The sequence below is a fragment of the Winogradskyella wichelsiae genome, from assembly GCF_013403925.1.
Taxonomy (GTDB): domain Bacteria; phylum Bacteroidota; class Bacteroidia; order Flavobacteriales; family Flavobacteriaceae; genus Winogradskyella; species Winogradskyella wichelsiae.
Genome location: NZ_JABFDJ010000002.1, coordinates 526,619 through 540,651 on the forward strand (window position 1 = coordinate 526,619; position 14,033 = coordinate 540,651).

General features: G+C 32.5%; 14 protein-coding genes. 8 read left to right on the plus strand and 6 right to left on the minus strand.

Going from position 1 to position 14,033, the window contains the following annotated elements; all coding sequences use genetic code 11:
* Positions 1 to 204 precede the first annotated feature (204 nt).
* On the minus strand, positions 205 to 1,821 hold the full coding sequence (locus HM985_RS05925) for an aspartate:alanine exchanger family transporter (RefSeq protein ID WP_179375360.1): 1,617 nt from the start codon (positions 1,819 to 1,821) through the stop codon (positions 205 to 207).
* A gap of 321 nt (positions 1,822 to 2,142) precedes the next feature.
* On the opposite strand from HM985_RS05925, the gene HM985_RS05930 reads away from it, so the two are divergent.
* Positions 2,143 to 3,432, plus strand: a complete 1,290-nt coding sequence (locus HM985_RS05930; RefSeq protein ID WP_179375361.1) for an aminopeptidase P family protein — start codon at positions 2,143 to 2,145, stop codon at positions 3,430 to 3,432.
* A gap of 73 nt (positions 3,433 to 3,505) precedes the next feature.
* Here HM985_RS05930 and HM985_RS05935 read toward each other — a convergent pair whose 3' ends face one another.
* The 4 genes from HM985_RS05935 to HM985_RS05950 form a co-directional block, all read right to left on the minus strand.
* Positions 3,506 to 4,834: an aspartate kinase gene (locus tag HM985_RS05935; protein WP_179375362.1), complete on the minus strand. Its 1,329-nt coding sequence runs from the start codon at positions 4,832 to 4,834 to the stop codon at positions 3,506 to 3,508.
* A 111-nt stretch (positions 4,835 to 4,945) separates the two neighbouring features.
* Positions 4,946 to 5,650, minus strand: coding sequence for a DNA adenine methylase (locus HM985_RS05940; RefSeq protein WP_179375363.1), 705 nt, complete (start codon positions 5,648 to 5,650; stop codon positions 4,946 to 4,948).
* A 4-nt stretch (positions 5,651 to 5,654) separates the two neighbouring features.
* A complete protein-coding gene (locus HM985_RS05945) occupies positions 5,655 to 6,953 on the minus strand; it encodes a branched-chain amino acid transport system II carrier protein (RefSeq protein ID WP_179375364.1) in 1,299 nt (432 codons plus the stop codon).
* Positions 6,954 to 8,507, minus strand: a complete 1,554-nt coding sequence (locus HM985_RS05950) for a serine hydrolase (protein ID WP_179375365.1) — start codon at positions 8,505 to 8,507, stop codon at positions 6,954 to 6,956. It lies immediately after the preceding gene.
* A 93-nt stretch (positions 8,508 to 8,600) separates the two neighbouring features.
* Here HM985_RS05950 and HM985_RS05955 point away from each other — a divergent pair, with 93 nt between their 5' ends.
* From HM985_RS05955 to HM985_RS05965, 3 genes are all read left to right on the plus strand, one after another.
* Positions 8,601 to 9,377, plus strand: a complete 777-nt coding sequence (locus tag HM985_RS05955) for an alpha/beta fold hydrolase (protein WP_179375366.1) — start codon at positions 8,601 to 8,603, stop codon at positions 9,375 to 9,377.
* A 77-nt stretch (positions 9,378 to 9,454) separates the two neighbouring features.
* On the plus strand, positions 9,455 to 9,697 hold the full coding sequence (locus tag HM985_RS05960) for a hypothetical protein (RefSeq protein WP_179375367.1): 243 nt from the start codon (positions 9,455 to 9,457) through the stop codon (positions 9,695 to 9,697).
* An 82-nt stretch (positions 9,698 to 9,779) separates the two neighbouring features.
* Positions 9,780 to 10,010, plus strand: coding sequence for a hypothetical protein (locus HM985_RS05965; protein WP_179375368.1), 231 nt, complete (start codon positions 9,780 to 9,782; stop codon positions 10,008 to 10,010).
* Here the strand turns inward: HM985_RS05965 and thiL are convergent.
* Positions 9,994 to 11,046, minus strand: a complete 1,053-nt coding sequence (gene thiL, locus HM985_RS05970; RefSeq protein WP_179375369.1) for a thiamine-phosphate kinase — start codon at positions 11,044 to 11,046, stop codon at positions 9,994 to 9,996. The genes HM985_RS05965 and thiL overlap by 17 nt on opposite strands.
* A gap of 287 nt (positions 11,047 to 11,333) precedes the next feature.
* Between thiL and HM985_RS05975 the strand changes: the two genes are divergently transcribed.
* The 4 genes from HM985_RS05975 (at position 11,334) to HM985_RS05990 (ending at position 14,032) form a co-directional block, all read left to right on the plus strand.
* The gene (locus tag HM985_RS05975) at positions 11,334 to 11,573 is read left to right on the plus strand and encodes a hypothetical protein (RefSeq protein ID WP_179375370.1); all 240 of its coding nucleotides are present in this window, start codon (positions 11,334 to 11,336) and stop codon (positions 11,571 to 11,573) included.
* A gap of 146 nt (positions 11,574 to 11,719) precedes the next feature.
* A complete protein-coding gene (locus HM985_RS05980) occupies positions 11,720 to 12,049 on the plus strand; it encodes a HesB/IscA family protein (protein WP_179375371.1) in 330 nt (109 codons plus the stop codon).
* 58 nt (positions 12,050 to 12,107) lie between these two features.
* On the plus strand, positions 12,108 to 13,556 hold the full coding sequence (sufB, locus tag HM985_RS05985) for a Fe-S cluster assembly protein SufB (protein WP_179375372.1): 1,449 nt from the start codon (positions 12,108 to 12,110) through the stop codon (positions 13,554 to 13,556).
* Between the two features lie 65 nt (positions 13,557 to 13,621).
* Positions 13,622 to 14,032: a hypothetical protein gene (locus HM985_RS05990; RefSeq protein WP_179375373.1), complete on the plus strand. Its 411-nt coding sequence runs from the start codon at positions 13,622 to 13,624 to the stop codon at positions 14,030 to 14,032.
* Position 14,033: the final 1 nt, after the last annotated feature.

Below are 14,033 nucleotides of genomic sequence, written 5' to 3' on the forward strand. Positions count from 1 at the left end.
TGTAGTTCTAATTTATTTTAGTTGAACAAATATACATTGCTAATGGGTTTTAGACAACAGCAACGTATCATTATTAATTTATTTAGAATGAATTTAATTAGGATAAAATCTAGAAATGATCTACGAGATATTAACCCTGTAAAACTTAATATTATACTATTAAATATAGCTCATTTATTAATCAATTTAAAATCGTTAAATTCTTTAAAGCATTGCCATAATTTCAGCAACAACAATTATTAAAACCAGAGAAAAGGGATAAACAGCAGCGTATGCAATTTGAGGGGCCTCAGATTCCGTCATAGAATCTGCAGCACTTAAACCTGGCGTAGATGTCATTCCACCTGTCAAAGCTCCTAAAATTGATAAAAAATTAATCTTCATAAAAAAGCGACCAACAATAACGGTAATAATCATTGGCACCAATGTAATAAGTGCCCCATATAAAAACAATACAAACCCATGTTCCTGAATGGCAGAAACTAAACTTTGACCAGCACTTAAACCGACAGGCGTTAAGAATAGCAAAAGCCCAAATTGACGTAATATTTGATTTGCAGGCCCAGGTAAATTCCAAATTACACCTGCAAATTTCCCTTTCCAACTTAGAAATATTGATGCTAAAAGTACACCACCTGTTAAACCTAGTTTAAGATGTATACTTCCTAATGGAATTGCAATAAAACCAAATATTACACCGATAGCGATACCAAAAGCAACAGGTAAAAAACTTGTCTCTCCTATTCTTTTTAAACTATCCCCAAAAAGCTGTGTTACCGCAGGCACATTTCCTTTTGATGAAGACACTAAAATTTTATCACCGTATTTAACCCTAGTGGTGGGGTGAGGAGCCAAATCAATACTTGCACGTCTTATGCGGGTTATAGTTGCAGAATAATTTTCTAAAAGATTAAGTTCTTGTATTGTTTTATTAACCACAGCATCATTACTAACAACATACCATTTAATGTCGTATTTACCACTACGAGGAATTTCTACATCTGTAACTTTACCTAGCAATAACTCTATACGATCTAAAGCATTTACCGTTCCTACTGCTTTTATAATATCTCCTGTTTCTAAAATAGTATCGCTTGTTGGAGAGATTGGAAGTTGATTAGGTTTCATAATTCGAGAGATGTTAGCCTTCGTCATAAAACGTATTCTCAATTCTTTAATAGTTTTTCCATTGACGTTTTCATTAGAAATAATCAAATTCTTGTTAATAACTGGTGGTGTATTTGATTTCGATACCTCTTCAAAATTCTGTTCTTCTTTTTTAATATTCACTTTAAATAATGAGGGCCCTAATTTCACAAACAAAATAACTCCTAACACTCCAAAAGGATAAGCAATACCATAACCAATGGATGCCAATGGTGATCCCGAAGCTTCTATGGATGCAGCCAAACCAGGTGTAGAAGTTAGTGCACCTGTAAGTAAACCACTCATCATATTCATATCTACATCATAAATATAAGAAATAGATATGGCTGTAAGTCCACCGGCTACAACACTAATTCCTGCAAGTAAAATAAGTTTTGCACCTTGCTCTTTAAACGAACTAAAAAACGACGGACCTGCTTGCATACCTATCGTATAAATAAACAGCACCAATCCAACACTTTGTATTATTGGAGGAATGTTAAATGTTACATCATACAAATCGTACAAATACCCAAAGAAAATAGCAACAAAAATAACAGCAGAAGTATCAAAGCTAATGCCTTTTACTCTCACATTACCAAGTGCAATTCCAAAACCAATAACTAGAAATAATACGAAGTAGTCTTTAGTGAGTAATTCTGAAATAAGTTCCATAAACAATAACTATTTTATTAAAATTCTATTTAATCGAACAAAAGTATAATGTTCACTAATTTCATTATATGATTATTATCACCTTATAAGTTTATAAATGCAACAACTCAACGTAAATCATTTGAAAAACACCTACAAACACTGAGCGAATACGTTGTAGTATTTTTTTATATTAATTTAAAAACTTAAATAAACACAAGAGATAACAGCATGTAAAATTACAATGTTTAAATGTTAAAAAGCATAGATTCAGACTCCCAATTTTTAAATATTGGCTAAATAAAACCTTAGCTTTGTGACTCAAAATTAAATTCAATAATTATGAAATACAATCTAATTAATTCTGACCTCTTCATAACTAACAGAAAAAACTTCAAAGCTAAAATGGTTAACAACAGTTTAGCTGTTTTTAATTCTAATGATGTTTACCCAATTGGAGCTGATAGTACCATACCTTTTGAACAAGATAGAAATATATTTTACTTAAGTGGTGTAGACCAAGAAGAAAGTGTTTTAATACTTTACCCTGATTGCCCTAATCCTAAACACCGAGAAATTTTATTCTTAACAGAAACAAATGATCATATTGCTGTTTGGGAAGGTGAAAAACTAACTAAAGAAAAAGCATTTGAAACCTCTGGTGTGAGTACCGTTTATTGGCTTCAAGACTTTGACCGTGTGATGAAAGAGATTATGTCTCAAGCAGACACAATCTACATTAATACTAATGAGCATTACAGAGCAAGTACAGCCACTGAAACTCGTGAAGATCGTTTTAATAAAGCTGTTAGAGAACAATTTCCTGCACACAAAGTAGAGAAAAGCAATCCAATTCTTCAGCGTTTACGTTCCGTAAAACACCCTTTGGAATTAGATATTATTCAAGAAGCCTGTAACATTACTGAAAAAGGATTTAGAAGAATTTTAAATTTTGTAGAGCCAGATGTTTGGGAATACAATATTGAGGCTGAATTTATGCACGAGTTTTTAAATAACCGATCTAAAGGATTTGCTTACACACCAATTGTAGCTTCAGGTAACAATGCTAATGTATTGCATTATATAGAAAACAATAAACAATGTAAAGCTGGTGATTTAATTCTTTTAGATGTTGGAGCAGAATATGCCAACTACGCAAGTGACATGAGTAGAACGATACCTGTTTCTGGTAAATTTACCAAACGTCAGAAAGAAGTTTATAACGCCATAAATAGTGTTAAAAATCAAGCTACCAAAATGTTAGTTCCTGGAACTATTTGGGCAGATTACCATATTGAAGTCGGTAAAATAATGACTTCAGAATTAATAGGTCTAGGCTTATTAGACAAAGCAGATGTACAGAACGAAAACAAAGATTGGCCTGCTTACAAAAAATATTTTATGCATGGAACGTCTCACCACATGGGCTTAGACACACATGATTATGGTATTTTACACGAACCAATGAAAAAGAATATGGTGTTTACTGTAGAACCTGGATTATACATCCCAGAGGAAGGTTTTGGAATTCGATTAGAGGATGATGTTGTTATTCAAGAAACTGGAGAACCATTTAACTTAATGCGCAACATCCCTATTGAAGCAGATGAAATTGAAGATCTTATGAATTAAGATTCAATTTACACCTTAGATAAAAAAAAACCAAAACATATAATGTTTTGGTTTTTTTAATATAAAAGATATTTTAAATAGAAACAGAACTTTCTTCAAAAACATAACGTTGCAATTTCTTTAAAGTTTCTAATTTATCACTTGTATTTACAAGCAATGATATGTTATTATTACTTCCTCCGTAGGCAATCATTCGGACATTAACATCTTGTAAAACCTGAAATAATTCCGGTGTATCTGGATGATAAATAATGTGGTTTCCCACCAAACAAACAATGCTCATATAATCGTCGATTCCTACTTTTGCAAACTTTTCTAATTCTCCTTTAATAGCATCTAAATGCGTGGTATTATCTATCGTTAAGGACACTGCAATTTCTGAAGTTGTGATCATATCTATAGAAGTTTCGTATTTCTCAAAAATTTCAAATACTTTCTTCAAAAACCCGTGCGCTAACAACATACGAACAGACTTAATTTTAATCGCTGTAATATTATCTTTTGCTGCTATGGCTTTTATGCCTTCTCCATGAATCTGATTGGTTATTAAAGTTCCATGCGCACCTGGATCCATTGTGTTCTTTAATCGTAATGGAATATCTAAAGTTCTAACTGGCATTACCGTTTGTGGATGTAAAATCTTAGCCCCAAAATAAGCCAATTCTGCTGCCTCATCATAAGATAAATGCGATAGAGCCTTAGTATTATCTACATAACGAGGATCATTATTATGAAAACCATCAATATCTGTCCAAATTTGAACTTCTTCTGCCTCAATAGCAGCACCAATAATTGTTGCTGTATAATCACTACCACCTCTTTGTAAATTTGTAATTACACCATCTGCATCTAAGCAAATAAAACCTTGCGTTATATAAATATCTGCTTGGTTTACAGGCTCCATTAAACGTTCTAAATTCTGTTTAACATAAAAATTATCTGGCTCATTAGCTCTATCGATTCTCATAAACTCTAAAGCTGGCAATAGAGCGACTTTTAAGCCCTCTTGTTGTAGTAATTGACTAAACATATAAGTAGAAAGCAACTCCCCATTCGCCAAAATGGTATTATGAAGCAACACTGAATGTGGCTGATTTACAGATTCTATTAGGGATGAAAAAATTGAATTTACGTACTGAATTACCTCTTCTTGTAAGGTTTTATTCTGAATTAAATCTTGAACTGTTTTTCTATAAGTCGCTTCTAGTAGTTTAATTTTTACCTCAGCGTCATTAGTTTCATTTCCCTTAATTAAATCAGAAATTTCAACCAAAGCATTTGTTGTACCAGACATGGCAGACAAAACAACAATTTTTTTTCCCTTGGTGTTTATAATTTCCTTGACGTGGTTCATGTTAACTACAGAACCTACTGACGTACCTCCAAATTTATATACTAACATAACTTTTAATTTTATGGTACAAATGTAGAGGTGACCTTTGTAATAAACATAAAAATTGAAAAAATAGTTATTTTTTACACATTTTGTTAATTATATAACAAATGAAAGTTGTTAAGTATTTAGAATAAATAAACGTTCTATATTTTCTTTCGTAGACAAATTCTCAGCATGCCAAGAAAAAGTCGTCTTAGAAGGCATTTCCCAAATACACTCAAAATCTTCAGGTGCATTATACTCACTTATAAATACTTTGTGCCCCAATTTACTTTGCTTACGGCACCAATTCCAAAATACTTTATGATCAAAATCGTCTCTATACTTTGTTGTAGAAGCATATGGTGGATCGCAATAAATAATACTATTTTTCTTAAATTTTAAATCCAAATAAGATTTACAGGACAAAATAACACCGTCAAGGTTTGGCAATTGTTTTGTGATATTACGATAATGTTCTCCCCAATAATCACGCTTGCCTTCTTTATCACGTCGATATCCGGAAAACCATTTCCCGCCAAAAGAATTAAAACCAACATAACCTACAAGATGCTTTGGGTAATCTTGCTGATTTGTTCTTATATTTTGGTATTCCGCTTCTGTTAGCAATTGTGGAGGGTCCCAATGATCATAAATTAAGGCATGCCACATAGCCATCAATTCTTCGTGCTGATCATTAGCCATTCTAACACCATCAACTTTATCAATCATGTTCATACCTCCCGCAAATGGCTCTATATAAACTTGATTTTCTAACCTATCTTTTAGAATAATAGGTAATAAATATTTTGAAAAACGCGCTTTACTGCCCATGTACTTCATAAGACTATACTTTTTTTCGTTGAAAAATAATAACACTTAAAAAAGTAATAAAAGCAGGCAAAACCCAACCTAAACTATAATTAGCCATAGGAATATACTTCGTTAAAAGTTTTAATCCCTCAGAAGGACTTAAAAAACCTATAACATCTGGAATACTAAATAAAATTGTAATCACAACAACCGTTCTAAAAACTAAAGACGTTGCTATTTTTTCGGGCAATACATTCAATAAAATAAGAATAATAGTAATTGGGTAAATAAATAATAACACCGGAACCCCCACTAGAATGATAGAATTAAAATCTAATTGACCAACTACAACACCGAAAACGCAAGCTAAAACTGCCGAAATAATATAAACCGTTTTAGAATTGTTAAGTAAACCTTTAAAATAATCTGCAGTACCAGCCACAATGCCAATAGCAGTAGTTAAACACGCCAATGAAATTAAAATGCTAAGAATAGTGTTTCCAAATTCACCTAAAGAAGCAATACTAATACCACGTAACAAATTAGCACGCTGCATGTCATTACTCAAGCCTGAATCTATAGAAATATCTGAACTATAATAAGCACCAACTGCAATTAAACCTGCATAAATAACAAAAAGCCCTAAACCGGCTATAAAGCCCGACTTTCTAATTAATGTCCGTTTAGAACCATAGGCTTCAACCGACATGTTTTTAAAATTTAAAGACACAATAATCACAGCACCTACAACAACAGAAGCAATAGCATCAAAGGTTTGATAGCCTTCTAAAAAACCTGTAATAATTGGTGTTTTAGATTGTGAAACTCCCGTATTAAATTCTGAAGAAACCAAAGCAATACCAATAACAGCTAATAAAAGCAATACGATAAAAGGAGTTAAAAACTTTCCGATTACATTGAGGATTCTAGTTCGATTAAGCACAAAAATTAAAACTAAAGAGAAATAAATTGAACTTGTTAGCAACGGACTTGTTCCAAAAGCAGGAAACACAGCAACCTCATGTGTTGCCACAGCAGTTCTTGGTGATGGAATAGCAACAGCAATGACATAAATTAAAATACAATAAATTATACTAAAACTTTTAGATACTTTTTTACCAAAATCAAATAGTGTTCCTTGTAATCTTGCATGAGCAAGAATCCCGAGAATAGGAATAACAACAGCTGTAATCATGAAGCCAATGGTTACTAAAAACCAATTCTCTCCTGCATTATAACCTAATAATGGTGGGATTAATAAATTTCCTGCTCCAAAAAATAAAGAGAACAGACCAAAACTAGTTATTAAAAGTTCTTTACGTTGAATATTCACTTACTCCTTTTTCTTAAGTTCTAAATCTCCAAAATCGAAACTAAAATCGGTAATTGGAGCAATGTAATTCATTGTTGCAGAAACAGCTTCTCCTTTTTCATTAAAGGTAAATTGGACATAAACATCAGCATCAAAACTTCGATTATTCCACTTCGCCACAAAAGTTGTAGCATTAAATGGTAATAACTCACCAAATAATTGGGAAGATCTCACACTCTTTATTGTATATCCTTTTTTAGCTTCATGAGAAATAACAATATCACCAAACCATTCATCGGTATAAGTCCCCACAATCTGTTCCGGTTTTGGTATCGTTTTTAATTTCTTTGCTTTTTTTACTTTAGCATACACCTCAGCTTTTATACTATCATTAAATTTAATGTAATCAACGTTTCCTGAACCATAATTCTCTAACCAATTTCTATTATCATAACCTAAATAAGCATCTTTAATGGTATTTGTAATTGTACTAAAAGCAGAACCATTCATTTGATTGGTTAAAACAACAATTCCTAAGTCTAAATCCGGAATCATTGTAAACTGAGTTACGGTACCTAATAAACCACCGGTATGATAGACTTGTTTATACCCTCCTTTAACATCAGATACAAACCAACCTAAACCATAACCCTTAAAGTTAGAATTATAAGAATCGTTTGGATAAACTTTTAAAGGTGTTTGCAACTGCCAAAGTTCATTAAATTGTTTTTGACTCAATAGACGCTCTCCATTTTTAGTTACAGCATTATTCATTAAAAACTGAGACCATGTTAGCATGTCTGTAATATTACTTACAATTCCACCAGCTGGGTTTGCAAGCGCACTCCAATCATGCGGAATCTGAATAACCTCACCTTCAGTCATTGTATGCGCATCAATAATATTCGATTTATCGGTAACACGATTGTATGATGCTTTACTACTTGTCATTCCAACAGGTTGCAAAATTTTAGTTTCAATAAATTCTTCCCAAGACAAACCACTTACACGTTTTAAAACTTCACCCGCAATGATAAACATGTTATTATTATACTTAAACTCACTTCTAAATGAACTTTCAGGCTCTAAATACTGAACATTAGCAATAACATCGTCAATTGTAAAATCTCCCCCTTCAGGAAAAAACATCAAATCACCTGCGCCTAAACTCAATCCGCTACGATGTGTTACTAAATCTCTAACCGTAAATTGCTCAGTTACCCAAGAATCATGGAGTTTGAATTCTGGAATATACTGACGGACTTTATCATCCCAATTCAACTTACCCGCATCCACCATCATTGCCAAAGCAAAACATGTAAACCCTTTACTATTTGAAGCAATACCGACTAAAGTCTCGTCATTCATTTCCTTGTTATTAGTCAATGAACGCACACCATGACCTTTAGAATACACAATTTCTCCATCCTTATATATACCAACAGAAATACCAGGAACATCAAATGTGGCTAATGTTGCTTCAATTAAGCTATCTAAGGATTGTTCTTTAATTTGTGCATTTAACAAGAAAGCTGAAACAAATAGAACCGAAGTAAAAAATCGTTTTAAAAACATGAAATGAAAATTTAATTTTGAATGCCACCAAAGATACTAAAATGTTACAATGATTAATGGTCCATAATGTTTTCAAAATATATCTTTGCAAATATGATTTTAGACTATAAAAACTGCACTATACATTACACTATTGAAGGGAAAGGACAACCCGTTGTTTTACTTCATGGTTTTTTAGAAAGCGTGAACATGTGGAATAATTTAGTTCCAAAATTATCTAACGCACATCAAGTTATTTGCATTGATCTTTTGGGACATGGAAAAACCGGATGCTTGGGTTATGTGCACACCATGGAAAATATGGCAGAAGCTATTTTTGCTGTTTTAGAATATTTAAATATTGAAAAAGCTCACTTTATTGGTCACTCTATGGGAGCTTATGCCGCTTTAGCCCTCGCTGAAACACAACCAAATTTATTTAACGGACTCTGCTTAATGAATTCTACATTTGAAGCAGATACAGACAAACGAAAACTAATTAGATCTAGAGCCTGCAAAATGGCACAGACGAATTACGAAGCTTTGGTAGGAATGTCTTTTTCAAATTTATTTACAGACAAAAGTAAAATGAAATTTGAAGCAGAATACAATAACGCACTTAAGCTCGCTTTATTAACACCAGTACAAGGTTACATCGCAGCACAAGAAGGCATGAAACTCAGACCTGATCGTTATGAAGTTTTAAGTCAATTAAATTGTAATAAGCTAATTATCATTGGCGTAAATGACGGACTTACTAACAAAGAGCAAATTATACATAAAATAGAAGGCACAACAATTAATTTTATAGAACTTCGGAGTGGGCACATGAGTCATATTGAAAGTAAAAAAGAATTATCTTACAATATATTACACTTTATCGAAAATTAAAGCGTTTTAGCGTTTTGTTTTCATATATTTTCTATGTTTACAATATAAAACAGATAATTAATTGTAAACCGCTTAATATGACACCAACCAAATTTTACTGTGATTTATTTGGGCACAACTACGAAGTAACTAAAAAAGTCACCAACCATGTAAACGAATACACATGCAAATGCTGTAAAAAGCAATTAACTACTGGTAGCAACGGTAAATTAACAGAATTAACACCTAAACATCAAGAGATAAACTTTGATTTAGAACGTATTTACAACAATAAATTAACGCGTTTAAAGCAAAAAACACTCCGTTCGTCGATTTGCTAATTGTTAATAACTTTTTTTCTGCTATTTTTCTTATATTCCAATTTCCCTTTAAAAGTGCGCAAACTCCTAAGAAAACTAGTTAATGAAAAATCTTTATTGTTCCTTGTTTGGCCACCATTACAAAGTGTCCAAAAAAATCACTTATCACGTTAAAGAATACAAATGTAAAAACTGTAAAGCCGAAATGACCATAAATGGTAATGGCGCATTAATCCCTTTAACACCAAAATTTAAAGAAATAAATACGGTATTAAGTTACATCCACAAAAAACGGTTAGAAAAAGGTCAAAAACTTTTTATGACTGATCTTTAAGCGCATTCCATCCTTTAGCAATTATAGGAATTTTCTCTTCCCCTCTTGTTACTAAGTGCATACCTCTGTCTTCATCTGTCATAAATCCGATAACAGTTAAATTAGGGTTACCTTTAATTTTAAGAAAATCTTCTTGCGCAATTGTCATTAACAATTCATAATCTTCACCACCGCTAAGTGCTATTGTAGTACTATCTAAATTAAACTCCTCACAAGTAGAAATAACCTGAGGATCTAATGGGATCTTATTTTCGTAAACATCAACACCAACTTTACTTTGCTTACATAAATGAATTACCTCAGAAGATAAACCATCACTAACATCAATCATACTTGTTGGTTTAACATCCAAATCTTTCAACAAAGCAACTATATCTTTTCGCGCTTCAGGTTTTAGTTGACGTTCAATGATGTAAGTATACATTGATAAATCGGGCTGATTTTGAGGATTCACTTTAAAGACTTCTTTTTCGCGCTCTAAAACTTGCAACCCCATAAAAGCCCCACCAATATCACCTGTAAGCACTAACAAATCATTCGGTTTAGCACCAGATCTTAATACCTCATCACCTTTTTCGACTTCACCAATAGCCGTTACAGAAATAATTAAACCAGAAGTTGAAGAAGTCGTATCACCACCAATCACATCCACATTATAAGTCTCTGCTGCCGCAGTAATACCCGCATACAATTCTTCTAACGCCTCTAACGGAAAACGATTAGAAACAGCAATCGAAACCGTAACTTGAGTTGCCGTAGCATTCATAGCATAGATATCTGATAGATTAACAACAATAGCTTTATAGCCTAAATGCTTTAATGGAGCATAACTTAAATCAAAGTGTACACCTTCAATTAATAAATCAGTAGAAACAACCACTTGTTTCTTACCAAAGTTAAGAACCGCTGCATCATCACCAATACTTTTTATCGTTGACTTCTGAGAGACTTTAAAATGGTCTGTAAGGTGTTCAATTAATTTAAACTCTCCTAATTCACTCAAAGGAGTTCGCTGTGGGTTTTTATCTTCAATCATAATGCAAAAATATTATGCTTTTTTTTAATAAGTTGAATTAATACGATAATTTCTAAAACTATTTCATAACAATTTATTTCACACTCTAAAACGTGAGCTCAAAACACCAACCTTAAAAAACTCATATTCAAACGTTAATCATTATCTAAAAATCTAAATTGGTCTATTTTACTTTTAAAATAGAACTAAAGCTTTAAAAAAAGATGCATTTCATCGAAAAAATAGGCATTTCAACCCGATGTTATTTTCGTTTATTATATATTGTTAATCCCAAACTACCTTAACTAATGAAACCTACTTCTACAAAAACACTTCCGTGTGCCATATTTGGCCATAATTACGTAAAATCTAAAACCAATACAGATCACACCACAGAGTTGACTTGTTCACACTGTAAAACAATTGTTTTAACGGATAGTCATGGCAATTTTGAAAATCATACGGTTTACAACAGCCAAATTACAACCACCTTACAAGAACTTTATCGCCTTACTAAACGGGGCTCAAAAACTAAAGTAACCTCATAAATAATAATCTACTTTGCCTATACTTCATTTCTGCATCATAGTCAAAGCTTATTAAATCATATACTAATATAATGTTAGTACCTATGGTATAACACTTCCTATATTGTATATTTGCAATCTATTTAGAATTAATCTAGCTATGAAATATGATTAAAGTCTCTGAGCATGCAAAAAAGAAAGTCATAGAACTTATGACTGATGATGGTTACGACCCAAATACTGACTTTGTAAGAGTTGGTGTTAAAAGTGGTGGCTGTTCTGGTTTATCTTACGATTTAAAGTTTGATAAAACACAACTAGAAGACGACAAGGTCTTTGAAGTAAATGACGTTAAAATCATTGTAGACAAAAAAAGCTTCCTTTATCTCATTGGTACTACCCTAGAATATTCAGGGGGACTAAATGGGTCAGGTTTCGTATTTAACAATCCCAATGCAAACCGTACTTGTGGTTGTGGAGAATCTTTCTCTCTTTAAACCAAGCCTATCTCAACCTTCCAATTCGGGGGGAGCTTAAACAAACGTAAAAACTATTATGAGTAAATATACAGAAGACGATCTTAGAGAAGAATTAAAAACCAAAGAATATGAATATGGTTTTTTCACAGATATAAAATCTGAAACTTTTCCCATTGGTCTAAATGAAGATATTGTTAAGGCTATTTCTAAGAAAAAAGATGAGCCTCAATGGATGACAGATTGGAGACTAGAAGCTTTTAAGGCTTGGAAAGAAATGACTGAGCCAGAATGGGCGAATGTACATTACAAAAAACCAGACTTTCAGTCTATTGCATATTATTCTGCACCAGTTGCAATAGATCCTAATAAAACATTAGACGATGTAGATCCTGATTTATTAGCGATGTACAAAAAGTTAGGTATATCTGTAGATGAGCAGAAAAAGATGAACAACGTTGCAATGGATATTGTTGTAGATTCTGTTTCTGTGGCAACTACTTTTAAAAAGACTTTAGCTGAAAAAGGGATTATTTTTATGTCTATTTCTGAAGCTATAAAAGAGCATCCAGAATTAGTGAAAAAATATATAGGAACAATTGTACCTATAAAAGACAACTTCTATGCTGCTTTAAATTCTGCTGTATTTAGTGATGGATCATTCTGTTACATTCCAAAAGGTGTAAAATGCCCAATGGAATTATCTACTTACTTCAGAATTAACCAAGGAGGAACGGGGCAATTTGAAAGAACACTTCTTGTTGCAGACGAAGGAAGTTATGTTTCTTATCTAGAAGGTTGTACAGCACCAAGTAGAGATGAAAATCAGTTACACGCTGCTGTTGTAGAGCTTATTGCTTTAGATGATGCTGAAATAAAATATTCAACAGTACAAAATTGGTACCCAGGAAACTCTGAAGGTAAAGGTGGTGTTTACAATTTTGTAACAAAAAGAGGGCTTTGTGAGAAAAACGCAAAAATTTCTTGGACACAAGTTGAAACGGGTTCTGCTGTAACATGGAAATATCCTAGTTGTATTTTAAAAGGTGATAATTCAGTTGGTGAATTTTATTCTATTGCTGTAACTAATAACTATCAGCAAGCAGATACAGGAACTAAAATGATTCACTTAGGTAAAAACACAAAATCAACTATTATTTCAAAAGGTGTTTCTGCTGGTAAATCACAAAATTCTTATCGAGGATTGGTTCAAATTGGACCTAGAGCAGATAATGCACGTAATTTTTCGCAATGTGATAGTTTATTAATGGGTAACGATTGTGGTGCACACACATTCCCATATATTGAAGCAAAAAACAAAACAGCTAAAATAGAGCACGAAGCAACAACAAGTAAAATTGGTGAAGACCAAATTTTCTATTGCAACCAAAGAGGTATTGATACCGAGAAAGCCATTGCGTTAATCGTTAACGGGTTTAGTAAAGAGGTACTGAATAAATTACCAATGGAATTTGCAGTTGAAGCTCGTAAATTATTAGAAATTAGTTTAGAGGGTTCTGTTGGATAACAAACCTAGAGTTGATCGCTACGCTTAGTTGAACAGAAAAATATTGTAGATATAAAAATTTAAATATGAAAAAAATCAACTTAATCATCGTTTTAGCCTTAGCATTATTTGCTTGTAAAAACGAAACAAAACAAGAAGAGGTAAATTTAGAAGCAAATCGTTCAAAATCTTACGATCAAAACGACGGATTTACAACTTTAAAAGGTGAATTTGTATACTATGGAGATGCAGCCGTTTTACAAACAAACAACGAGATATATGGCGTGGTAATAGATCACAATATGCATCAACTAAATAAGCAAGTAACTGCTTATAAAAAAGAAGCTACAGATATGATACCTGTAACCGTTAGAGTTAGAAAGTTTGAAAAAGACACTAACGAAGAAGGTTGGAAGTATCGTGTAGAAATAAAAGAAATTTTAAAGGTGGAAGCACCTGATCCAGAATCAAAAGACGTTATAAAATTAGCAAAATAAG